General features: G+C 59.5%; 23 protein-coding genes and 2 pseudogenes. 11 read left to right on the top strand and 14 right to left on the bottom strand.

Annotated elements, in window-relative coordinates; translation table 11 throughout:
- Nucleotides 1-29: 29 nt before the first annotated feature.
- From NKH91_RS29415 to NKH91_RS29370, 10 genes are all read right to left on the bottom strand, one after another.
- A complete protein-coding gene (locus NKH91_RS29415; protein WP_352590928.1) occupies nt 30-929 on the bottom strand; it encodes a carbohydrate ABC transporter permease in 900 nt (299 codons plus the stop codon).
- Nucleotides 929-1,840, bottom strand: a complete 912-nt coding sequence (locus tag NKH91_RS29410) for a carbohydrate ABC transporter permease (protein WP_352590931.1) — start codon at nt 1,838-1,840, stop codon at nt 929-931. Before NKH91_RS29410 ends, NKH91_RS29415 begins: the two co-directional genes overlap by 1 nt.
- A gap of 786 nt (nt 1,841-2,626) precedes the next feature.
- Nucleotides 2,627-3,319, bottom strand: coding sequence for an amino acid ABC transporter permease (locus NKH91_RS29405; protein WP_352484293.1), 693 nt, complete (start codon nt 3,317-3,319; stop codon nt 2,627-2,629).
- 19 nt (nt 3,320-3,338) lie between these two features.
- On the bottom strand, nt 3,339-4,055 hold the full coding sequence (locus NKH91_RS29400) for an amino acid ABC transporter permease (protein WP_352885452.1): 717 nt from the start codon (nt 4,053-4,055) through the stop codon (nt 3,339-3,341).
- Between the two features lie 69 nt (nt 4,056-4,124).
- The gene (locus NKH91_RS29395; RefSeq protein WP_352484295.1) at nt 4,125-4,952 is read right to left on the bottom strand and encodes a transporter substrate-binding domain-containing protein; all 828 of its coding nucleotides are present in this window, start codon (nt 4,950-4,952) and stop codon (nt 4,125-4,127) included.
- Nucleotides 4,953-4,976: 24 nt separating this feature from the next.
- Nucleotides 4,977-5,717: an amino acid ABC transporter ATP-binding protein gene (locus NKH91_RS29390; RefSeq protein ID WP_031212966.1), complete on the bottom strand. Its 741-nt coding sequence runs from the start codon at nt 5,715-5,717 to the stop codon at nt 4,977-4,979.
- 55 nt (nt 5,718-5,772) lie between these two features.
- Nucleotides 5,773-6,336 (bottom strand): peroxidase-related enzyme, encoded by a 564-nt coding sequence (locus tag NKH91_RS29385; RefSeq protein WP_352817334.1) that lies wholly within the window; start codon nt 6,334-6,336, stop codon nt 5,773-5,775.
- Nucleotides 6,333-6,815 (bottom strand): CMD domain-containing protein, encoded by a 483-nt coding sequence (locus NKH91_RS29380; protein WP_352848472.1) that lies wholly within the window; start codon nt 6,813-6,815, stop codon nt 6,333-6,335. The genes NKH91_RS29385 and NKH91_RS29380 overlap by 4 nt, the downstream gene beginning before the upstream one ends.
- Nucleotides 6,812-8,281 (bottom strand): NAD(P)-binding domain-containing protein, encoded by a 1,470-nt coding sequence (locus NKH91_RS29375; RefSeq protein WP_023723196.1) that lies wholly within the window; start codon nt 8,279-8,281, stop codon nt 6,812-6,814. The genes NKH91_RS29380 and NKH91_RS29375 overlap by 4 nt, the downstream gene beginning before the upstream one ends.
- Nucleotides 8,278-9,261, bottom strand: a complete 984-nt coding sequence (locus NKH91_RS29370; protein ID WP_023723197.1) for a LysR family transcriptional regulator — start codon at nt 9,259-9,261, stop codon at nt 8,278-8,280. The genes NKH91_RS29375 and NKH91_RS29370 overlap by 4 nt, the downstream gene beginning before the upstream one ends.
- Nucleotides 9,262-9,491: 230 nt before the next feature.
- Here NKH91_RS29370 and NKH91_RS29365 point away from each other — a divergent pair, with 230 nt between their 5' ends.
- The 4 genes from NKH91_RS29365 to NKH91_RS29350 all read left to right on the top strand — a co-directional run bounded on the left by NKH91_RS29365 (nt 9,492) and on the right by NKH91_RS29350 (nt 15,734).
- Nucleotides 9,492-10,562 carry an NAD/NADP-dependent octopine/nopaline dehydrogenase family protein gene (locus NKH91_RS29365; RefSeq protein ID WP_031195544.1) on the top strand — a complete coding sequence of 357 codons (1,071 nt, stop codon included), beginning with the start codon at nt 9,492-9,494 and terminating at the stop codon, nt 10,560-10,562.
- Nucleotides 10,563-11,363: 801 nt separating this feature from the next.
- Entirely contained in the window at nt 11,364-13,037 is a 1,674-nt protein-coding gene (locus NKH91_RS29360; protein WP_352885451.1) for a LuxR C-terminal-related transcriptional regulator, read from the top strand.
- A gap of 202 nt (nt 13,038-13,239) precedes the next feature.
- Nucleotides 13,240-13,920 carry a hypothetical protein gene (locus NKH91_RS29355; RefSeq protein WP_352885450.1) on the top strand — a complete coding sequence of 227 codons (681 nt, stop codon included), beginning with the start codon at nt 13,240-13,242 and terminating at the stop codon, nt 13,918-13,920.
- Between the two features lie 62 nt (nt 13,921-13,982).
- Nucleotides 13,983-15,734 (top strand): alpha/beta fold hydrolase, encoded by a 1,752-nt coding sequence (locus tag NKH91_RS29350; protein WP_352885449.1) that lies wholly within the window; start codon nt 13,983-13,985, stop codon nt 15,732-15,734.
- A gap of 201 nt (nt 15,735-15,935) precedes the next feature.
- On the opposite strand, the gene NKH91_RS29345 is transcribed toward NKH91_RS29350, so the two are convergent.
- Complete coding sequence (locus tag NKH91_RS29345; RefSeq protein WP_023723149.1) at nt 15,936-16,982, bottom strand: NAD(P)-dependent alcohol dehydrogenase; 1,047 nt, start codon at nt 16,980-16,982, stop codon at nt 15,936-15,938.
- 727 nt (nt 16,983-17,709) lie between these two features.
- Here NKH91_RS29345 and NKH91_RS29340 point away from each other — a divergent pair.
- Nucleotides 17,710-18,129: a hypothetical protein gene (locus NKH91_RS29340; RefSeq protein ID WP_352885448.1), complete on the top strand. Its 420-nt coding sequence runs from the start codon at nt 17,710-17,712 to the stop codon at nt 18,127-18,129.
- A gap of 1 nt (nt 18,130) precedes the next feature.
- Nucleotides 18,131-18,697 (top strand): type II toxin-antitoxin system VapC family toxin, encoded by a 567-nt coding sequence (locus tag NKH91_RS29335; protein WP_023723151.1) that lies wholly within the window; start codon nt 18,131-18,133, stop codon nt 18,695-18,697.
- 87 nt (nt 18,698-18,784) lie between these two features.
- On the opposite strand, the gene NKH91_RS29330 is transcribed toward NKH91_RS29335, so the two are convergent.
- The gene (locus NKH91_RS29330) at nt 18,785-18,964 is read right to left on the bottom strand and encodes a hypothetical protein (protein WP_352885447.1); all 180 of its coding nucleotides are present in this window, start codon (nt 18,962-18,964) and stop codon (nt 18,785-18,787) included.
- Between the two features lie 167 nt (nt 18,965-19,131).
- On the opposite strand from NKH91_RS29330, the gene NKH91_RS29325 reads away from it, so the two are divergent.
- Nucleotides 19,132-19,485 (top strand): protein kinase family protein, encoded by a 354-nt coding sequence (locus tag NKH91_RS29325; protein WP_023723153.1) that lies wholly within the window; start codon nt 19,132-19,134, stop codon nt 19,483-19,485.
- A pseudogene (locus NKH91_RS29320) lies at nt 19,428-19,820 on the top strand (phosphotransferase); the annotation flags it as partial. The gene NKH91_RS29325 and the pseudogene NKH91_RS29320, both read left to right, overlap by 58 nt.
- A gap of 290 nt (nt 19,821-20,110) precedes the next feature.
- Here NKH91_RS29320 and NKH91_RS29315 read toward each other — a convergent pair.
- Nucleotides 20,111-20,350, bottom strand: a complete 240-nt coding sequence (locus NKH91_RS29315) for a hypothetical protein (protein ID WP_023723155.1) — start codon at nt 20,348-20,350, stop codon at nt 20,111-20,113.
- Between the two features lie 45 nt (nt 20,351-20,395).
- Between NKH91_RS29315 and NKH91_RS29310 the strand changes: the two genes are divergently transcribed.
- Nucleotides 20,396-20,785: an antitoxin Xre/MbcA/ParS toxin-binding domain-containing protein gene (locus NKH91_RS29310; RefSeq protein ID WP_031195508.1), complete on the top strand. Its 390-nt coding sequence runs from the start codon at nt 20,396-20,398 to the stop codon at nt 20,783-20,785.
- On the top strand, nt 20,782-21,300 hold the full coding sequence (locus NKH91_RS29305) for an RES family NAD+ phosphorylase (RefSeq protein WP_352885446.1): 519 nt from the start codon (nt 20,782-20,784) through the stop codon (nt 21,298-21,300). The genes NKH91_RS29310 and NKH91_RS29305 overlap by 4 nt, the downstream gene beginning before the upstream one ends.
- A gap of 123 nt (nt 21,301-21,423) precedes the next feature.
- Here NKH91_RS29305 and NKH91_RS29300 read toward each other — a convergent pair.
- A pseudogene (locus NKH91_RS29300) lies at nt 21,424-21,597 on the bottom strand (integrase); the annotation flags it as partial.
- A 269-nt stretch (nt 21,598-21,866) separates the two neighbouring features.
- On the opposite strand from NKH91_RS29300, the gene NKH91_RS29295 reads away from it, so the two are divergent.
- Nucleotides 21,867-22,676, top strand: a complete 810-nt coding sequence (locus tag NKH91_RS29295; RefSeq protein ID WP_352590970.1) for a class I SAM-dependent methyltransferase — start codon at nt 21,867-21,869, stop codon at nt 22,674-22,676.
- Nucleotides 22,677-23,201: the final 525 nt, after the last annotated feature.

Genomic DNA, 23,201 nt, shown 5'->3' with positions numbered 1-23,201 from the left:
GTTTTGTCGTCGTTCTTCTCGTCTGCGCCTCACTCCTTCAGAGATCCGAGGGTGAGGCCGCGGACCAGATGCCGTTGAACCAGCAGGATAAAGATGAAGCTGGGTATGATCGCGGACGTGCCGAGCGCTGTGATGTAGCCCCACTCGGTCGCGGTCGAGGTGACAAAGGTCGAGATCTTCACCGGCACAGTGCGGATCGACGTTGTCAGGAACAGTGAGAGCAGGAACTCGGTCCACGAAAAAATGAAACACAGCACGGCCGTCGCAGCGATGCCGCCCTTGACCATGGGAAGGACCACGCGTCGGAACGTCTGCCAGCGCGTCGCGCCGTCAATCAGCGCCGCTTCATCAACCTCGCGCGGAACATCGTCGAAGAACGACTTCAAAAGCAAAACCGCCAGCGGCAGGTTGATCAAACTGTGAACAAGGATGAGCCCCGTATAGGTATCGCGCAAGCCGAGATCCCGGAACATGAAAACGATCGGAATGACGATCGCGATTGGCGGCATGAAGCGCTGCGAGAGAATCCAGAACAGGAAGGACTGCTGGCCGCTGAACTGCATTCGCGACAGGCAATAGGCGGCCAGAGTGGCCAGCAGCAGCGTCAGCGCCGTCGATCCGACGGCTATGACGGCGCTGTCGAGCAGCGACTGGCGGGAATCGTAGGAGCTGGCGCCACCCTTGATGACCCCGGCCGCCTCGCCGCCCTGTTCCATGCCGATGTCGACGCGCGAAACGCCAAGCAAGGTCACACGGTAATTGTCCGGCGTCGGCGTGAAATCGACGTAGACCGGTCCGCTGCGGTCGAAGATCGCCGAATAGGGTTTGATGGACGACAGCGCCCACCACGCGATCGGGAACATGAAAATCGCCACCACCAGGACGGCGAGCACGTCACGGGCGATGGTTTGGGCGCGCGACGGTTCCATCAGAACCTCACCTTGAACAGCCTGACGAACAGGTTCGACACGACGATCAAGACGACGAGCACGATCAGCGACAGGGTCGCCGCATAGGGAAAGTCTCCGGTGAAGTAGATACGGCCAGCGTAGAATGAAAGCGTCTCGGTGGCCGTGCCAGGCCCGCCGGCGGTGATGATGTAGACGTAGTCGTAGATGCGAAAGAGATCGACGCCGCGGATCAGCACCGCGACCGCTATCACCTTGCGCAGCATCGGCAATGTGAGCCGCAAGAACGTCTGGATGCCGCTGGCGCCGTCGATCGCCGCGGCTTCGAAAGGTTCCTTCGGCAGCGCCCTGAGCCCTGCCAGGATGATGAGCACCATGAACGGCGTCCATTGCCATATGTCTGCCAGCAGGATCGCCGCCAATGCGGTTCCGGGCTGCGTCAGGATCGGCTGCGCCGGCGAGATCAGGTCGACGGCATAGAGGTAGAACGACAGGACGCCGAAAGAGCCGTCCTGCATCAGCAGGAACATCATTCCGGTCACCGCAGGCGGCACCACCAGCGGCAGTGTCATCAGCGCCCGCAGCACCCCGTAACCTTTGCGATCGGTGTCAAGCAGAAGCGCGATGAGGATGCCGAGCGCAAGCTGAACCGCAAGCGCGACGAAGGTGTAGATCAGCGTGGTTTCCAGCGAATACCACATACGCGCATCCGAGAAGGCGCGCGTCCACTGGTGGAGCCCGGCGAAGTCAAGCTGCCGGGAGACGACATTGCGTTTGTGAAACGATAGCCAGACCGAATAGGCGAGGGGATAGATGCCGAAAACGAGAAGCATCACCGTGATTGGCGCAAGCCAGGGGAAAGGATGCTCGGCCGTCATGAACCGGGGTAGCGCCCACCTGGAGGTCGGCCGCGTGAGGGCTGCGCTGCTCACGCGCAAGTCTCCGCTCGGTGACCGAGATGCATCGGCCTTCTCCCTATCGGCCAGATTGTGCCAACTTGAACTTTTGTAAGTTTGTTGTGCCTTTTGTTAAGAACGTGTCGGACGACCGCCAATTTGTCAAGTGTCGGTTCCATCAGCGCTTAAGGGATTTGCTCGTGGTCCCCGAGGATACGGTCGTGGCCGGGCATGGAGTTGTTTTTGAAGGGAACGCGGCAGTAAATGCCGTGTAGCAGCATCGAAAGCGCTCAGGGCCGCCGCCAACTTTGGCAGCCCAAGGAAAGCTACAGAACGTATCGAGGAGATCGGGAGGACAGCCCGGGGCTTTTGGAACTCCCTCCGGGCCCATCATTGTCGTTATTTATCAATGGTTTAGCGCTATATTTTGGCTCAGTTAGCCAAGTCATAGCTGGCGAACCTTCGAGTAGCGCATTGATATTGTTGATTTATGGTGGGCTTCCGAGGACCGCCGGTCGATTTGCTGCGCAAATGGGAGACATAAACGGAATCGAACGCGCGTTTCAGTTGAGGAGAAGCTGATCTTCCTACGGGTTGCCGCTATCGTCGGTACATGCGCAACGTTGCGTCGGGGCGATCAGTGGCTCCAGTCGGCATGAAGCCAGCCAGCAGCGCAAACAATGCGGTCAATCAAATCGCACCAAAATCATCTGTACATACATCGGCTACTCGGGTTTCTCCTCAAGCTTTTCATCTCCGAAAGAATTGTCTCCCAGGTGCGGCTCGATATCCGAAGCTTGGCGATTCTATCCCGCATCCTTATCACGTCCGCACCCTCAGCGCCTGCTCCAGCCTGTCGGCAATCTGGGTGACGATATAGGCAATCACCATGTAGATCACGACGGCAATCACGAAGGCTTCTAGGTAGTAGTAGTTCAGCGCGGCGGTCAATTGGGACTGGGCGAAGATATCGACAACCTCGATGGCGAACCCGAGGGAAAGCGCCTTCATGATGACCATCATCGAGGTTGTCAGGTCGGGAATTGCGGTGAGGGCCACCTGGGGAAATAGGATCCGTCGGAACAGTTGGCCGCTTGTATAGCCGAGCGAATGGGCGGCGTCCGACTGACCGGTGTCGAAGGCGTTCAGGGCTCCTTTGATGATTTCCGCTTGGAACGCCGCAACGCAGCCGGTGACTGCAATGACAAGGATTACCCAGTTGGGCGTTTCGTGGGCGTTGAAGTTGATCGCGAGCAACGAGAGCAGGAACTGGAATGCCGGGGGCAGACCGAAATAGGCGAGGAAAATCACGATCACCATCGGAACGCCTTTGAAGACGACCTTATAGGCCATGATGAGCTGTCGCAGCACGGGGATCCGCCTATGTTCGACGAGCGCAAAAAGGCTGCCGACGATCGTGGACAGGATGAAAATCGTGAAAGCCATGCCGAGCGTCACGGGTACGGCGCCCAGAATTTCCTGCGAGTCCTGGAGCAGAATATCGGTATCAAACATGGTCGGATTACCCCTTACGTCACACGCTCGCGACGGCCGCGTTCTTGATCTGAGCTGTTGTCGTCGCCTCTGGCGTTTGCATTGGCGAGCGAAGCTCGAAGAAGCGCACGATGAGCCACGCGACGAGGCACATCAGCGAATAGATAACCGCCAGCACGAGGTACGTTTCGAACTGGTACTGGTTATAGTCGCGCTCCATGATCAAGTGCGCGGTCGCCATCACATCCGCTGCCCCGATGTACATGACCAGCGCAACGTTATGGATCAGGTAGATGATGGCGTTTCCATAGCCCGGCAATGCGAAGTGCACCGCTTGCGGGCCGACTACGCGGGTGATCTTCTGTCGGAAGGTATATCCCAGACTGTCGGCCGCATCATGCTGGCCGCGATCGACGGCCAGGTATGCAGGTCGCATGACTTCCGACAGATACCCTCCATGATAGAGGCTCAGCCCCACCATCGCAGCGATCGTTGCAGAAATAAAATCCTCGGCGCCGAACAGGATCACCAACAAGGGCAGCCCGTAGAACGCGACGAATAACTGCAGGACGACGGGAACACTCCGGGCATAGGACACGTAGAGGTCAGTCAGGTGACTGATCACCGGTATCCTCTGAACTCGGAGTGTTGTCGCGACGAGAGCCAAGCAAAAGCCGACGACCATGGCCGTAACGGTGATGGCGAGAGTCAGCGGCAACGCCGAGAGCAACTCGGGAATCATAGCAGAAACATCCACTTTGAAACGCTCCTTCTTGCAATTCAGCCTTACCGCTGGCTATCGCTACATGGTTGGGAAAAGGTCCTGTTACTTCATGTATTTGACGATGTCCTCGCCGAACCATTTCTGCGAGAGCTTTTCGATCGTGCCATCGTCTTTTAATTCCTTGAGAACCTTGTTCACATCGTCGGCTAAAACCTTGTTTTCGTCCGACCTATGAATCAGCATGTAGGTGTTGTTGCTGAAGACCGGATCGGACGCCACGATATCGAGCTTCTTTTCCTCGATGACGGTCTGCTCACCGAGATTCGAAGGCAGAACAAGCGCGTCGAATTTGCCGTTCTGAACTTCGTCCAGTCGGTTGGGATAGGGAATACCGGCGCTCGATGCCGTAACATCAAGCTTGTATTGTGGATTTTCTTTTTGCCAGTTCATGATGAACTTGTAGGTGCCGCCGCCGGCCGTGGTCGGAACGATCCTCTTGCCGACCAGGTCCTTCATTTCCTTGATGCCGCTGCCTTTTTTGCTGTAGATCTTCATCAGGCTGGCGCCCATGGGGTTTTCCGGAATGAAGAACTGCTTGGCGCGCTCAGGGGATTTGTAGTAGCCACCGACGGCGATGTCGTACTTGCCCGTGGCGAGGCCGGTTTCCTGCGCGATATCCGAAACACCTTCCATTTCGAACTTATACTGCGGCAGCTTTGCGTTGATCGCTCTCAGAAGATCGGGTTCATAGCCTTGCGGCTCTACGCCGATCGCGCCCCATGCCAGCGGCTTGGATTCGGCAGACGTCGCGATCTTGATCGTGCGAACGGTCTGACCATTGCTGATCCCCGCGGTTGCAAGAGCAATTGCGATGCCGCCGGCAACAGCCAGGGCAGCGCGACGGGAAAAACTGGATGTGATTGCAGACATTTCTTAGGTTCCCTTCTTGTTGAGCTATTGAAAAGCGAGTTCTGACTGCAGGAATTGAGCAAGTCGTGGGCTGGATGGTGCATCGAAGATCTCAGCTGGACTGCCATCGGCGGCAACCACGCCACGATCCATGAAGACGATCCGGTTCGAGATGTTCTTTGCGAATTGCATCTCGTGGGTCACAAGCAGCGAAGTGATCCCTGACGACGTGACATCCTTGATCACCTTCAGAACTTCACCGACGAGTTCAGGATCCAGCGATGACGTAGGCTCATCGAAGAGCATCACGTTGGGACGAACCGCCAGCGCACGCGCGATGCCGGTGCGCTGGAGCTGGCCGCCCGACAGCTGGGACGGATAGCTGTCCCGCTTCGCTGAGAGACCGACCCGGTCAAGCTCTCGCAGCGCGATTTCACGCGCCTCGTCCGTTGACTTGCGCTGCACGACGACCAGCGGATCCATCACGTTCTGGAGGACGGTCATGTTCTTGAAGACATTGAACTGCTGAAAGACCATCGCTGTGCGAAGCCGGATCGCCTGGACAGCGGTCTTGTCGGCGCGCTGGTAGTCCATCCGAATCTGGTCGAACGCGATGGTTCCTGACGACGGCTTGGCCAGGTAGTTGATGCATTTCAGCAGCGTGGTCTTGCCGGTGCCGCTGGGGCCGATGATCGACACCACGTCACCCCGCTTTACCGAGAGATTGACGCCGTTCAGGACCTGCGTGCTTCCGTAAGACAGCTTTACATCTTTGAGTTCAAGCATTTCTGGTTGGTCCTTCAGAGTGGGGGACGGACTGCTTTGACCGTATGCGGCGTCATCATCCGCTCTCCGCGTGGCCGAGAACGTGCATCAGCCTGTTTGCCCAGCCGAAGATCGCTATGGCGTGGACAAGGTCGATGATCTCGGCATCATTCATGCCGACGGCACGCAGCGAGGCGATGTCGTCTACCGTTGCTTCCGACGGCGCCGCCGACAGACGGCGGGCAAAGCTGTAGATTGCCGCATCGCGCGGCCCGAGCGCCTCGGGTTTGTCGAGATAAAGCGCGGTGACCACATCATCGCTCTTGGTCAGCTCTGCATGGCGGCGGGCGTGAACAACGGCGCAGAATTTGCAGCCATTGACGATCGAGGCACCCAATGCGCCAAGTTCGCGGTCGGGACGGGCAAGCCCGCCTTCGACATACATGATCGCGTTGAACAAGACGGTGCGGGCAAGATAGCTCTCGGGATCATGCACAAGGGTGCGCACATACTCCGAAACTTTCTTGGCCGATGGCGTGACCTTCATCGCTTCGAGCTGTTCCGGCGTGGCCTCGGAGAGCTCGACCGGTGCGATGTGGGGATGCCAATTGAGCGGCTTCAGGCGAACAGAGGAAATCATGCCAACCTCAACAATCGCAGACCGGTCGCCACTCGGGTCTGAAAATTGACGAACGCAATCAGTTCGGAGAGTGCGACGATCTGAGGATTGTTCAGTCCGGCCGCAGCGAGGAGGGCGATGTGGCTCGCCTCCGCCTTTTTCGGCATCAGCGTGATCAGGTCGACGTGACGGGCGATGGTCGCCAATGGCTCATCGAGATCCGTTTCGCCCCGAGCCAATGCCCTGAGCTGCTCTGTCGGACCAAGTTGGGCCAGTTGCACATCATATTCGGCCATCAGGACGGGATCGGCATTCAGAGCGGCCATGCGACGGGCCAGAGCAACCCTCAAATTCGACGCCAGCCCCTGATCGTTTGCCGGCTGCAGGACGGAGAGGCGACATTCCTCCGCCCCTTGCACAAATTCGGGCCGAAACCGCCGCGCAGCGAAAAGTGCATCGTTCGGCGAAATACCGGCGGCCTTGTCCATTGCGTCGATCACAGCGCGGCCTCCTTATGCAGCAAGGGTGTTGAATCGACCCATTCGTCGCCCAGAAGCTCGGGCGTGTCGTAGGCGATCAGATTGGCGAAGTGGGTTTCGACATCTTCGGCAAACAGCGACGCGGCAATGCCGCGGACCAGACGGTCGGCACCGGCACTGACGGCCGGGATATCGCCGGAGACCTTGCCGTGGGTCAGCATGGCGGCGTCGTTGAAGCAGTGGATATGTGCTAGCATCGGGCAGGAGCCGGGAACGTGTTCGCGAAATTCGAAGGCGGGACCGAGATCTGGCGCCTCCGACATGCCTGTACGAGCCGGCCCCATATCCGGTGTATATCGGCCATCCGACCAGGTGCGGATGTGTGGGGCGAGTGCTGCAAATTCCGGGCGGTCGCTGAAATCGTTTGAAAAGCCGGTTGCCGCGATCATGAAATCGTAGCGCATCGGCCCTTGTGTGGTTTCGACCAGAAGGCCTTCGGCATCTTCCTTTACCGCGACTATGCCGCAGTCGAGAAAGAACCGGGCATTCGCACGACGAGACACCCGAAGCGTCGATGAACGCGGCGGCGGTGTTTGGGTCGAGGCGGTATAGTCGAAGAATTTCCACTTCCAGGCATCGGGCAGGTGATAAATGCCATGTACAACGCCCTGGCTGCCTATGCCGGTCAGCTTGTTGATGCGCGGCATTTCCTTGCGCCGGATCAACATGTCGACCGAGCCGGCTCCGGCCTCGAGCGCCGTCGCGGCATTGTCCATCGAAGAGGCACCGGCGCCGATAACCGCCACACGCTTACCTTTCAGTGCGTCGAAATCGATGTCGTCGGCAGAATGGGCCCAATAGGCGCGATCGATGCCCCTGAGGAAATCGGGCACGGCAAAACCGCCGAGACCGGACCGACCGGTGGCCAGAACGAGGCGACGGGTGAGAACCCGGCCGGCTTCCGCGCCCTCGATATCGATTGCAATCAGATCACCAACGGCTGCGACGCCGGTCATGCGCACGCTGTTGCGCACCGGCAGACCAAGAACCTTCCGGTACCAGACCAGGTAGTCCATCCACTGGCCCTTGGGGATTTTGTCCAGCGACTGCCAGGCCTCAGGTCCCCATTGTGCCGTAAACCAGGCCCGGAACGTGAGCTGCGGCAGCCCGAGCGACGGACCGTGGAGGGTTTTCGGCGAGCGCAGCGTCTGCATACGCGCAAAAGTTACCCATGGTCCTTCGAGCCCGGCCGGAGCCGCATCGTAGGCAACGACATTGGTTATCCCGGTCAGCACAAGCTTTGCCGTAGCAGCAAGTCCGCACATGCCGGCGCCAATGACAACGACGTCACGGACCGGGGCGCTATCGTGCGTGCGCTTGGGGACCCAAGGCTTGGCGGGCAGCTCGAGAAAGTCGAGATCCTGCGCGAGCTGGGCTTCCAGCGCGGCAAGGCCGCTCGATGCTGCCGGGGTGGGAATATGCTTCATATTCCCGTCCCGTTATTTGTGCCCGAGGCGGGATCGGTGACCAATTGGCCGGCCAAAGCTGGATCGAGTTTCCTGAAACCGGCGATCGACCGTTCAGCCACCGCTTCGACCGCATCCATCAGCGCCTGCGCAACTGGACGAAGGGGACGGTTTGAGGCAGCCACAACACCCCAATAAAAGAGAACGGTTACGTCGAGAGGGCGAATGACGACACCGGGCAGGGGCACGCCGTATGCCGTGAGGGGATCGATGACAGCCGCGACCCCAGTCTGACGCACGATCTGCAACGCGCCATAGGCAGTATTGGTCCGGATCACTGGGCCGGTGTCGATGCCGCGAGCCGCCAGCGCTTTGGCGACGTGCAACTGAAAACGCAGTGGATTGAGCAGCGTGGCGACGCGGCGGCCGGCAAAACCCGAAAGCGGCACGACATCAAGTTCAGCCAGCGGATCGTCCTCCCGCACGGCAGCGACGTCAGGCGCCGAGTACAGCCGTAGAACATCCAGACCGGGCGTATCGAGCGGCAGGCTTGAAAAGCCGATCTCGGCGCGTCCGCTGCGCACCTCCTGGGCTACGATCGAAGGAAGAAATTGCCCGAGATGCGTCTCGTGTGGAAGCTCGGCACCTTGGAGCTCGGCCAGGGCCGTCGGGATCAAGCCGGTCCCGATCGCAGATGTTGTGACAATCTGCAGGATCCGTCCCCTGCCGGCGGCGATCATTTTGGCTCGCGCTGCGAGTTCGGTGAAGGACATCAGCAGGCGCCGCGCTTCCTCTTCAAAGGCGACTCCCTCTTCAGACAACTGCACCCGTCGGCCGATCCGGTGCAGCAATTCGAAGCCAAGCTCGGCCTCGAGATCCTGAATCGTGCGTGTCACCGCAGGTTGGGAGCGCCCGAGCATGTCAGCCGCCTTGGTGATGCTGCCGCTGGCGGCAACCGCAAGAAAAGTCTGAAGGTCCCGGGTTTCCATGGTCTCCTTCATGCGCAATCCGTATGATTGACATCGTCTCATTCGTTTTTGATATATGTCAAGCGGAAACTAATGTTCGTTGCGGCTTTGTGCATTTGGCCGGCTTCAGAGCCGGAATCCCTGGCGGAGGCGGACGAGGACGGCAGACGCGACTCCGGCTTGCGGAACCTCCTGATGAAAACTTTCATGTGTGACGACGGCAAGGATTCTCGAACCACAAAGCCAGCAACAGGAGGAATATTATGCGCGTGAGTATTCTGGGCGCCGGAGCAATTGCTTATGGCCTTGCCGCGTATTTGGCAGGATCGGGACATTCGCCAACGCTTTGGTCACCGTCGGGACAGCGCACCAGGGCGTTGGCTGCGGGTGAATTATTGAAAGCCACAGGGGATATAGACGCGACGGTGCTGGTGCGCATTGCCAAGGATTGCACGGATGCCGTCGCCAACGCGGACGTGGTGGTGATTGCGCTTCCGGCCTACGGCCACAAGATGGTGATGGATGCCGCCGCCCCCCATCTGATTGATGGAATCCCGGTCATCATCAGTTCGCATTGTTCGTTCTCGGCGCTTTATCTCTCCAAGCGGTTGGCCGAACGCAAGGTCTCGTTGCCGATCGTCGTTTGGGGCACAACACTATTGACTGGCCGCCAGCTCGGACCAACCGAAGTCCATGTCACCGCCATTCGCCAGAAGCTTGACGTGGCGACGCTGCCTTTCAGTTACCAGGATCAAGGACACGAACTTTGCACGACCTTGTTCGGCGATCGTTTCGTCCAGCGCGACGGGATGCTTGCGATCGCGCTCAGCAACCTCAACCCGCAAAACCATCTAGGTATTGCGCTTCTTAACCTGACACGCATGGAGAAGGCCGAGCAATGGAGCCAGGGGGGAAACGTCACTCCCGCCGTCGGCCGTCTTATCGAGGCTCTGGATGCCGAGCGGCTGGCCATCGCGGCCCATTTCAGCATCGCCGTTCGCACCGTCAGAGAGCATTTTTCACTGTCGTTCCATGTTCCGATGGGAACCGTTTCGGAGATGAACCAGGAGATGGAGCGCCAAGGCCGTGGCGGCTTTGGCCCAACAACCATCGAAAGCCGCTATATTCTAGAGGATGTTCCGTTCGGACTGCTGCCGACCGTACTACTGGGGAAGCTAACGGGGAAACCGGCGATACTCCACGAGTCCGGAGTTTCGATATTATCGGCAGCTTGTGGTCGCGATCTCAAGGCAGATAATGATATTCTTCCTGCGGTCGGCATCGAGGGAATGGCAAAAGCCGATCTTGAAAACCTTTGCCGTAAGGGATTCTAACAACTCTTCACAATGGAAACAGTGGAAGTCAGCATAGCCAATATACCCGATAAGCCGGCAATGCGCCGGCGAGCAGGACATGGTTTCGGCATTCCTTGGAACGTTTCGTCCGCGCCTCTGACACTGAGCCGCCGGACTTAGGCCTCTCTCCATTGTTGTTGAGCCGGTCCTCATTCGGAGTTGTCGTCACTAGTTTCGCCACCAAATGCGAGAACATACGAAGGATATGGTTGGGCTAACCACCCGCTAAGTAGTTGTTTTTGTTGAAAAGACCACGTCCCTCCGGGCCCACCATTGTCGTTATTTATCAACGTGTTAGAGGTTATTTGTGCCCTCGGTTAGCCAAGTCCAAGATGGCGAACCTGCACGCATCGCTTTTGATTTCATTGACTTGTTGTGGGCTACTGACAATCGGAAGAGGCGGGTGAGGAGATGGTGGTCTACCACTCGTCGAGGTTTCGCAAGTAGCAGCTTTTGGTTGCGCCTAGCCTACTCCGATAACATAGCGAGCACTTGCTGCAGAGATCGCGCCAGATCACCGGCCGCAGATGGCAAGCTCAGGAGGGAGGATAAGGTCGGCCCGTTGCGCGGCAGGTCGTCGGACGGCTTTGTCGCGTCATGAGACGACATTTGCATCTTGTGCGATGAGCGTCGCGATCCGACCCGTTTGCTGTCGTCCGGAACGCTCTCATTCGGAGCGCTTAAGTGCATTCCGTTCATTCATTTTCGAGCATGCTATACTCCGCCTCGGAAAGTAGCCATTGATGGCTAGGATTTCTGTTCGTCTGCGGAGCCAATGGGATGGGCAGCTCAGATCGACAGCAATGCAACAGCGGCTCCCTGGAAGAGACGGATCAGCTCGCTCACGGTCGTGAGGCTTACGAAGAAAGGGCGTGGGGCGACGCCTATAGGTTCCTCTCGCACGCCGATGAGACGGCTCCGCTTGCTGTGGATGATCTCGAACGGCTGGCGATGTCGGCCTATTTGACCGGGCGCGACGAGGAGCACCTGCGGGCCTTGGAGCGAACCCATCATGCATATCTCGACGCTGGCGAATACCATCGCGCCGCCCGCTGCGCCTTCTGGCTGGGCCTGCGTCTTGTCTTTCGTGGGGAGATGGCTCCGGCGACCGGCTGGTTTGGACGGGCCCATCGACTGCTCGAACGCGAGCCACATGATTGTGTCGAACAGGGTTACCTGATGCTGCCCCACGTCGAACAGAATCTTGCTGCGGGCAACCTTAAGGCAGCCTACGCTGCGGCCAGCGGCGCAGTCGAGATTGGCGAGCGCTTTGCGGATGCGGATCTCGTTGCCTGTGCGCGGCACCTGCAGGGCCGTGTTCTGTTACGTCAGCGGCGGACCACAGAAGGTTTCGCGCTTCTCGATGAGGCGATGGTTTCGGTCACGGCCGGCGAATTGTCGCCGCTGCTTACCGGCCTGATCTACTGCAGCGTGATCGAAGCGTGTCAGCAAGTCCATGCTCTGGGTCGCGCACGCGAATGGACTTCCGCTCTGGGGCGATGGTGCTCGGAACAGCCCCAGCTGATCAGTTTTAGCGGCACCTGCCTGATGCATCGCGCTGAAATTAAACGGCTCAGCGGCGCATGGCAGGACGCAATCGACGAAGCGCAGCATGCCGTGGAGCGTTTGACGCAGTCAAATAATCGAAAAGATACGGCTGGGGCGTGGTACCAGTTGGCGGAAGTACACCGCCTCCGTGGAGACTTTGAAGCGGCCGAACAGGCATATCGGAGTGCAAGCCAATATGGCTTCGAACCGCAGCCGGGCCTTGCCCTGTTGCGGTTGGCCGAAAGGCACATCGATGCGGCTGTGGCCGCAACCCGGCGCGTCATGGCCGCGACGACCGACCAAGTGAAGCGCATTCGGCTGCTGCCAGCTCACGTCGAGATCATGCTGGCGGCTGACGACATCGAGGAAGCACGGCGTGCCTGCCACGAACTGGCGGACGTTGCAGAAAGCTACGGGACCGAACCGTTGCGCGCCCTTGCCGCCCACGCGCGGGGAGCGGTGGAACTGGCAGAAGGCGAAGCGCAGGCCGCGGCGATTTGTCTGCGCCGGGCAATAGAGGAGTGGCAGCAAGTCGACGCGCCATACGAAGCAGCGCGCGTACGGGTCATCATGGGCCTGGCATGCCGCGCCCTCGGTGACGAAGACGGCGCGACACTGGAGCTGCAGGCAGCACGGACAGTATTTCAGCAGCTTGGTGCCACGCCCGACGTTTCTCGCATCGATGCTCTGCTTGACATGCGGTCGGAGGAAGCCAGCGGTCTCTCTGCCCGCGAGTTGCAAGTCCTCCGCCTGATCGCTTCTGGCAAAACCAACAAGGAAATCGCCAACGAACTGCATTTGAGCGGAAAGACAGTGGACAGGCACGCAAGCAATATCTTCAACAAACTCGACGTCCCCACTCGCACCGCCGCCACCGCTTGGGCCTACGAGCACCGCCTAGTCTGAGCGTGCCCGGCAATGGGTGGAATCACCCATGCATCGTCGGCGCCGATTGGGTAGTTCGCCCGAAGCGCCGCCTTCCCTTCCGGCCTAAGCTTGCACCTGTCGGCTATGGATGCGCGGCGCCTCGGCGCAACTCGCCTGCAGACTGCAGGACGGACTCGGTGATCGCGCTGCAAACATCCGGCCACAATGAAAGGAGGAAGCGATGTCACGTACCGATACCAGGATGCGGGTCGCGGGCGTCTGGCTTGCGATTGCTTCTGTACTCTTAGGTTTCGTCCTGGTCGGTCACGGGCCGATTCATCCCGACCTCGCCCTTCAAATGCACATCATCGCCAACAACGTCACCCTGTGGGTGGTCGTGCATTGGGCCGCCGCAGCAGCACTGTCGCTGTTCGTCGTCGCGAGCCTGATCGTGTTGACCGCGGGCTCTCGCCTGACCGAACACTGGTGGACCCTATCCGCCTGGGCGGTGGTGCCGGTCGGCGCCCTCTGGACGATGACCACCGCCGTGGCCGAGGCCACCACCGTCGCCGATGCCGCCGCCGCCAACGATATGGCGCGCTTCACGGCCTGGTGGGCGTTCGCCGAAGGCAAGGCCAACGGATTCATGTTCCTGTGTCTGGCGGTTGTCGTGATCGCCGGCAATGAGGCGCTGAGCCGGCAACAGATAACGCCGACCTGGGCGTCACTGGTCGGAGTTGTGGCTGGGCTTGCTGCCTTTGCCGGCTGGCCGTTGGGCATGTGGGTCGGCATCTGGCTGGGCAGCCTCGTCTGGGTTGCGTCGTCTTTCGTGATGGCCCTTTGGACGTTGTGGTTCGGATTGGGGCTCGCGCGAACCGAGATCAGCGTGTCAACCGCTCGCAGCTCGCGCTCTAGCACGTGAGCAACCCAAGAGGCCAGGCGGCATGTGCAAGACGAAATCGCCCTATCAACATGAGGGAGGCCATGATGACTCACGTTGAAGACTACACCGCCACCCCGGCGGCAATTGAATCGAACCGCATATCCGGAGAAGCTGCGCGCAAGCGCCTGCTCACCGGGCTGTCGAGCGCCGAACGGCGGCTCGAATTGGCCGGCATCTCGACCGTGCTACTGGACGGGGGCGCGGGATCACCGATCGTGCTGTTGCATGGCCCAGGAGAACATGCAGCAAAGTGGCTGAGAATTCTTCCGGAGCTTGTGAGAACGCATCACGTAATCGCGCCCGATCTGCCGGGCCACGGCATGTCGGGGACCGTCGAGGGTCCGATTCATCCCGATCGTGTTCTCGCGTGGCTTGGCGAACTCATCGAACGCACCTGCCCAACACCGCCCATTCTTGTCGGCCAAATTCTCGGCGCCGCAATTGCTGCTCGCTTTGCCGCCAAGCACGGTAGCCAGCTCCGCTGCTTGGTGCTGTCGGACGCGCTCGGCCTTGCGCCGTTTCAGCCGGCGCCTGAATTCGGTGCGGCCCTCGCCGCGTTCATCACGGAGCCAAGTCCGGAAAGCCATGACCGCCTCTGGCAGCAATGCGCCTTCGACCTCGACACGCTGCGTGATCATATGGGCGAGAACTGGGAGCGGCTGCGAGGCTACAATCTCGATCGCGCGCAGGCGCCGGAGTTGAAGCCGACCCAGCAAGGTCTGATGGAGCAGTTCGGATTTCCCGCAATCCCATCAGAGGAACTAGCGCGCATCAGAATCCCGACCTTCCTGATCTGGGGGCGGCACGATCTTGCCACCCCATTGCCTGTAGCGGAAGCGGCGAGCGTCCGATATGGGTGGCCGCTCCACATTATCGACGGCGCCGCCGATGATCCGCCGATCGAGCAGCCTGCCGAATTTGTAAAGGTGCTGCGGGCTGCGCTTGCCGCAGCCGGATCCGCGACTCCTCAGGCGCTGCCGGACACACGTGAGGCTTGGGACCGAATTGCCTCGGGTTACGATCGGACGAATACCGAAACACAGATGTGGCTTGGCAATGAGAGTCTGGCCAGGGCAGGGCTCCGCCCAGGTATGTGCCTTCTTGACATTGCATCCGGCAGCGGCGCGCTCAGTATCCCGGCAGCTCGGATCGGTGCCGAGGTAGTCGCCGTCGACCAGTCGCCCGTCATGCTCCGCCTGCTGCGAGAGCGCGCCAGCCGCGAAAGCCTGGAAATTGACGCCCGCGTAATGGACGGGCATGCGCTTGCCTTTGTCGACGACAGCTTCGACGTGGCGGGATCTCAGTTTGGGGTCATGCTCTTTCCCGACATGCCGATGGGCATTCGGGAGATGACGCGGGTTGTCAAACCTGGAGGGCGGGTGCTGGTCATTGCCTATGGCGACCCGCATCGAATTGACTTCCTCACTTTCTTGGTTGGGGCCGTTCAATCGGTACGCCCGGAGTTTAATGGTCCGCCAATGGATCTGCCGCCACTGCCGTTTCAGCTCAGCGATCCGGAGCGGCTTGCCCGCGAACTGGCAAAGGCTGGACTGAACGGCGTCAATGTCGAGATGATCACCGAGAGCACGGCGTTCAAGTCAGGTGCTGAGCTATGGGATTGGATCGTATGGAGCAATCCGATTGTCGAGGAAGTGCTTGGCAGCCTCGCGTTGAGCGAAGGCGAGCGCGCGGTCATTCGCCAGACGCTCGATCGCATGGTGCGCGAACGGGCCGGCGATGACGCTTCGGCCATTCTGAGAAACCCCGTCAATATTGGCATCGGGACCAAATGACCGCGCGGGCGATGGACCGGAGGATGGTGGCCGAGAAGGTGGCGCGCCCGAACAGATTCGAACTCCTGCCCCGGGGCCTGGAGGAGCGCAAGGTGCGACGAAGTCGTTTCTGGGTTTTATCCTAGGGTTCGCCGGACCATACGAGATGATACGAGACATATGGGTTGGCGAACCAGCCGCTCTGTAGAAAACAGCGTCCCCTTAATCCGGCAATCGGATCTGAAGCTTTACGTCCGCCGGCCGGGCTTCCACTGCGCGGTCGAAGGCGGTGATGGAATCTTCGAAGGGGAAGGTCGCCGAAATGAGTGGCTTCAGGTCGACCCGGCCCGACCCCATCAGCGCGATTGCCCGCTCATATTGGTGGGCATAGCGGAAAACGGTCTCGATACGGACTTCCTTGGTCGAGGCCGTGGCAATGTCGAGCGCCACAGGCGCCACGGGCAGGCCGACCACCACCGCCGCGCCACCGGGCCGCGGCAGATCGAGCAGGGTCTCCCATGCCTTGGACGAGCCCGAGCATTCGAAGACGACGTCGGCGCCCCAGCCGTCGGTCAGGCGCTTTACCTCCGCCGCCAGGCTCTTGTCGCGGATGTTGACCGGGATCACACCTTGATAGCCGCCGGCGATGTCGAGCTTGGGTTGGGCGAGATCTGCAACAATGGCGCGGGCACAGCCGCCGGCGAGCGCAGCGATCGCCACCATCGTGCCGATCGGCCCTGCGCCAATCACCACCGCCGTGTCGCCCGGCGCGATCTTTGCTTTGGCAGCCGCCTGCAACCCGACAGCGAAAGGCTCCACCATGGCGCCTTCGGCGAAGCTGACATTATCGGGCAGTTTAAAAGTGTAGTTGGCGGGGTGAACGACATAGGGTGTCAACACGCCGTGGATCGGCGGCGTTGCCCAGAATCTGACAGCCGGGTCGATGTTGTAGAGGCCGAGCCGGCTCGCTCGCGAATTCGGGTCGGGGATGCCCGGCTCCATACAGACGCGGTCGCCGACCTTCAGATGCTCGACGCCTTCGCCTGTTTCGACGACGGTGCCAGCGGCTTCGTGACCCAAGACCATCGGCGCCTCGACCACGAACGGGCCGATGCGGCCATGCGTGTAGTAATGCACGTCGGAACCGCAGATGCCCACCGTATGGATCTTGATGCGCACTTCGCCCGGGCCAACCGTCTGCGGCAAGTCGATGTCGCGCAGCTTGAGTTCGTGCTGGCGTTCAAGGACAAGGGCGCGAACGTTCGTCATCGACGTAATCTCCTCTAATGCCGATTGTTCGAGGCCTCCTCGACCTTACTTGCATTCGGCACGCTCATCATAGCCGCTTATCCGCGGCTTCAAAATCCAGTTCGGAAGGGTGTTGCTTGATTCCGACTATGCGTACCAACTTCCCGGCCAAGGGCTTTGAAGGCCGACCATGACGCTGCGGAATTAGCGTTTGGATCATCCAGCGTGCTCTGAGGTATCCAGTGATGGGTTGGCAACAGGACAGGAACCCAGTGTTTAGAGGGCGACGTGCACGCTCGGTGCACACAAAAGTCGCCCATTTTTCGGTTCTGTTTTGGCGAAGCGGCGCAACAAGGGATGGGTGACGCGATTTTGCGACAGTGTCGCCCGGCTTTGGCCGCCCGAGCGACAGAGCGCCTGACGTTAGGCGATGTAGGTGCTGCGTCGATCATGGCTCCACCAGTTGCTGGATTGCGTGCATCGGTAGGACCAGCCGGAGGGAGTCCGGCAGCCGCACGAAGCCGTTTCCCTCATAGAGGGCAGCGGCGCGCTCGCTGAGGAACCGACTGTGGCCGCGCTCGCATAGGCGCGCCGCACGGCGTCGGCGAGAAGCATCGCATCCAGGCGTTCGCCCTGCCGGGCTTCCGAGACCGCCAGCCGTCGCCGCATTTCGGTGGCTCCTTGAAAATTGTCTCAATCATGTTATGTTGGACGAAATCGTGAAATGTCAGACATTGGAGGCTGCGTCATGGCGAAGGCAGCGAGGAAGGAACACACGGGTGGTGGCGCGGAACGGCAAGGGAGATTTGCCATTCAGAAGCGCGCCGGTATGGCCGGTATAATCGAAATGACGAGGAAGGCCGGCGAGCCACTTCCGAAGACTGGTCGGGCAACAAAGACCGGCAAGTCTGTCGCGGTCAGCAGAACCCGTGTTGAGGCCGTCATGAAGGCGGCGGAACGTTCTGGTCTGCTGGGTGAGAAGAGCACGCGGATCGGTGGTCGTATCAGTCCGGCGCTGATCGAAAAAGCCAAGAAGCAGACCGGGATCAAGACTGACACCGACTTGATCGAATTCGCCCTCGCCAATGTCGCCCTCGACGACAATTTCGGACAGACGTTCAGAAAGACGAGAGGCACCATCGATCCGACGCTTAAGCTCGGGTTCTGAGTTGACTGACTTTGATTTTGCCAGTTCTGTCCGCTGGGCACGATTCGATCCTCAGGAAAGGCTGTCTCGCCGCAAGGACGACGACCTTCCGTTCCTCGGTGATACTGCCGAGGCGGGGCAAGAGCTGATGCTCGATACCTGTGTCTACATTGATGGTTTGCAGAGCCACGCCCCGGATGTTGTCGCCGATCTGCTCGATCTCAGACTGAGTAATCATTCGACGGTTGCCATCCAGAAACTCATGCACACCGTCGGCGTGCTGGACCCCAAGCATCCCGGTACAAAGACTGCAATCAAACAGATTGGCGCTACCATTCGCGTCATGCACCCGCATCGTGTCTTCGCACCGGATACGGACGTGCTTGGAAAAGCTGCGCTGCTGTCCGGCATCATGTGCCGCCTTCAGGGCTACCAGAAAGATGCTCGCCTCCGCGCGCTTCAGGATTGTGTCTTGTTCCTGCAGGCGCAGAAGCTAGGGTTCACGGTACTCACAGCGAACATCAGCGACTTCGATTATCTTCTTCAGCTAATTCCGACCGGACGGGCGCTGTTTTACCGGCAAGCCTGATCGTCACGCCCGGGACACCATCATTTGCAAGCTCTGCTTAGCGTCCCGGAGCACAAGAACCCTATCAATCGGTTCCTGATCTGGGATCTACCGTCCGGTCATTCGCGGCGTGCTGAAGCAAAGACACTCAGCATCGCGCTCGCGATTGTCGACATTGCCGACGTGGCCCGACATCGACGCATCCATCATGCTGCCGAGGCCGCCGGCGATCTGCGCGTCGCCACGGTTTACTCCCTGGGAATAGGGGGACCTCTGCTTGATGCTCATAGACCGCGATCGGCGGGCTGAGGTATCGTGGCGAAAATTTCTGGGCGTCGGCATCTATGCCAAGCGAAGCGCCGCAAGGAAGATTTTGATGGCATCGGTGGAGGTAGGACAAGAGTGTGGAATGCCTCGGGTGCTGCGCATATTCGAGCTCGGCAGGACGAGAATTCATGATGCATGACGACCAGGTGGATATCGACATCGATATCGCCCGCCAGATGATCCGCGACCAGTTTCCCCAGTACCGTCATGAAGACATCACCTCAGTTAGATCGTCGGGAACCGTCAATGCCATCTTCCGCATTGGCTCGAAGAGCACGGCGCGGTTCCCACTGAGGGCGATGAATCCGACCGAATGCGCCAATATGCTTCGGTCAGAGGCCGCTGCCATGGTCGAGATTGGGGAACATTGCTATTTCCGACGCCTCAACCGATTGGGCTCGGCGAGCCAGGTCCTCACTACCCAATGCCATGGGCGTTACAAACTTGGATCGAAGGCGAGGTTGCCACGCCGCACGGGCTAAGTGGATCGACGACGTTCGCCCTAGACCTTGTACACCTCGTGGCATCGTTGCGCCAAGCGGACACACGGGGCCGACGCTTCGACGGGCAAGGACGTGGTGGACATCTCTCCGATCATGACGATTGGATGAGTGTTTGCTTTAAAAACAGCGAGGGCCTTCTTGATGTGGCTCGACTGCGCGATTTGTGGACTCGCTTCCGGGAGTTGCCATCCGCTGGGCCTGTCGTGATGACTCATAGGGACCCTATCCCAGCAAACCTTCTCGTGCAGGGCGGGCGTCTTGTCGGAGTGCTTGATGGCGGCAGTTTCGGACCAGCCGACCCGTCGCTAGATTTGGTAGTCGCGTGGCATCTTCTAGACCGCGAGCGAAGAGCGACCTTTCGGTGCGCCCTTCAGGTTGAAGATCTTTGGTGGAAGCGTGGTGTTGCTTGGGCATTCCAGCAGGCAATGGGTCTCGTCTGGTATTACCATCGCACCAACCCCGCCATGAGTGCGCTGGGGCGCAGCACGATCTCTCGCATTCTCGACGATCCGGACATCGGGGTTTGTCTACCATGCGCCGGAGTGTCGCGAGACACCGAACCAACTGCTCGCGGCGCCAATCGCGCACATCACGAGGATATCGCTCAAACTTTTGATCGGCCACCAACCTCCTCCCTCCGCTTGCCTTCGTCTTTGAAAGACAACGTCAGCGTTTCGTGCAATTTGCCGAGTGTGCCGTCCTTGCGAAAACGAATTCCCTGGAGGACGAAGGTGACATGCCCGCGGAACGAGATCTGGCGGGTGCTGTCGCCCGGGGCACGCGTCCAGAAGCCGCCAAACAACGCCATGCGCTTGGGGGCTTGAAACCAGTCGAAAAGCGCCATATGTTTTGCACAGTAAATACGGCTGCTAATATGACAAGGAACTCCATGGGGCAAGCCCTCAAGAAATCCATGCAGAATGAACCCCTGGTTTTGTCCTATATGGACCGTGCCGGGAAAATTGCCGTTGACCAGGTGGCCGACAGCTTTGGAATGTCCAAGGGTCAGTTGGCTCAGACGGCCGGGCTTGCCCGCGAAACCCTCTATCGGCTGGAGCGCAGCCGCACGGCAAAGACGCAGGGGCGTCTGCGCGAGATGCTCGAAATCATCAGCCGCGTGACGGATTGGGCGGGAGGCAAGGAACAGGCCATGGCCTGGTACCGAGCCCAGCCGCTGCCGGCATTCGGTGGACGCACCGCCGAAGCCCTCGTGAAGGACGGCAAGGCCGCTGCTATTCGCGACTACCTCGATCACATGGCCCTGGGTGGCTTTGCTTGAGGTTTGTCGGAACCTGCTACAGGGCGCATGATCCACGTTGGGCATTCAAGCCGAGTTCCGGTGATGGAGCGGCGATCAGGGGCGCTCGATTCAATCCCAAATGTGTGCCCGCGCTATATCTGGCGCTGACCGTCATGACGGCTGTCAAGGAAGCCAACCAGGGCTTCGCGCATCGCATCGACCCCTGCGTGCTGTGCTCTTATGAGGTGGACTGCGAGGACATCACTGATCTGACAACCGAGCAGGGGAGGGGAGAATATTCTGTCACGCTTGCGGACATGGGGAGCGCCTGGGCCACGGCTCTCAGCAACGGAGAGCGACCTGCATCCTGGTCCATCTATGACCGGCTGCGGCCTGAAGGCATCGCTGGAATTCTGGTGCCGAGTTTTGCTCCGGGCGCGGAGACGGAAGACCGCAATCTGGTGCTATGGGAATGGGGTCCCGATCTTCCGTACAAAGTGAACGTGTTCGATCCGAGCGGTCGGCTGCCGAAAGACCAGCTGTCCTGGCGATGAAACAGGCCCGGAGGTTCCGGGGCTGCCCGAATGGCCGAAAACCAGTCTTTTGGCGCTCAGGGTGAGGCCGTTCGCGCGAACCTGAGCGGCGGAATAACGGCAGAGGAGGGGGTTTTTGCCTCGTTAGAGGTCGGAAGCCCTGGTCAGGTTGATGCGGATGCGATCTCTGCGGCGCTGATAGTGGCGGGTCATCTCCGAGGAGTTATGGCCGAGCTGTTTTTGCACATCGAGTTCGTCGACCTCGGCCGACGAGGCGAGGCCAGCGCGCAGCGAGTGGCCGGCGAATTTGACGATGCGGGCCATTGTCGAGAAGCCCGGACAAGGCGCAGCAATGACGATGATCGAATTTTCTCTTCAAAGGCTGGGTTGTCGAATAGGATAACTAGGACTAGCAGCCCCGCCAGCGCGTGTCCCGCTGGCCGCCGTGCCAGCGTTAGCGCGAGGGGCTGGCTCCCACGCCCTCCATCGCCAGCGACCGATCGGGAGCACCTGCTGCTCCGCAGACTCGACTTCATATCAGCTGGCGCTAATTATCGTCCCCTGGGTGAAAAAACCTTAGAGGCGACATGCTGAAACCATCAAGGAAGAACAATGTTCGAGAGAGCCGACTTCTTTCTCTTTTTCGCAGCTATGGTGATCGTATCACAGTACGGCGGGTCACACGCAAACTTCATTCGTACCGAGATTGGCTCAGAGCCTTTGCCCTGACGCACCTCCCGACGAGCAAGACTCATCACTGCAATGCCTGCGATCGCGATGTAGCGGCTTTTTACCGTTTCGGAGCGTACACTCTTATCTGCCCGCTTTGTCATGCCGTGGATCGTGAGCGGTTTTTGATTTGTGCTCTAGACCGTAGGCTTATCAAGTTGCCGGCGGGGCAGCTTGAAATTCTCCAGATTGCGCCGAGCGAGAAGGGTCTTTCAAAGAGACTCTCTCAAGCGGGCAATCTAATCAAAGCCGATTTCGAGCCGGGACGGTACGGGCCCGATACCGTGAAAATTGACCTGATGGACATGCGTCGCACCAGCGATCTCGATATCGTCGTCTTAAGTCATGTCATGGAACACGTACCTGATGATCGGCATGTGTTTCGGCAACTTTGGTCATCTCTTAAGCCCCGAGGGCAGGTCTGGATCCAGGTGCCGCTTATTTATCGCCAAACGATCGAAGCGACGCCATCTATGTCACTGAGCGAGCGCGACGAGCGCTTTGGTGGATCGGATCACGTGCGAGCCTACGGACCGGATATCAAGGAGCGTATCGAGGACGCCGGCTTTACGGTCACCCGAATAAATTCAGATCGTATACCCGCCGCGGATCGCGACCGGCTTGGGCTTCTCTCCGATACTCTCTTTGTGGCAGAACGGCCCGAGTAACCCAATTTGGAATGAAAGCATTGTTGCCACGCTTGTCCGCTTGGGCCTGCCTTCGGGCGCCGGGCCGGCTTTGCCCAGCCAACCCGGACGCGAGCGGACAGATTTGGTTCCGTGGGGCTCCATCTTCGAAACTGCGGCGACCGTTTTAAAGAAATCAAAAGGCTGCCGAAGGCGTCATCTTGGCGAAGAGGCCATGATCGGCGGATCCCACCCCTCCGCGACCATGATCCGAGGGCTATCTCGCGCCTTGCCTCTCAAAAAGTGGTTTGTCTACCATGCGACGGAGCGTCGCGAGGAACATAAATCAATAGAAAAATCAATGTCTTAATGACTAGACCTTCGTTCCTTGATGCCTCGCAAACTTGTCTAGGTGCAGAATAGGAGCCGCGTCTACAACTGCTCGCGGCGCCAATGGCGCCCAAAAGGCATACGTCGACGAAGCTGGTGCACGACGAGGCATTGAGCATCCACAGCCTGCGGCGCCTCTACGCGTTGATGACCCGAAGCCGCCTTACGCATTGCCTG

It is taken from the genome of Mesorhizobium sp. M0894 (assembly GCF_040319725.1).
Lineage (GTDB): Bacteria > Pseudomonadota > Alphaproteobacteria > Rhizobiales > Rhizobiaceae > Mesorhizobium.
Note: the sequence above shows the minus strand (reverse complement) of the source record. Positions and strands in the feature narration are given on the sequence as shown.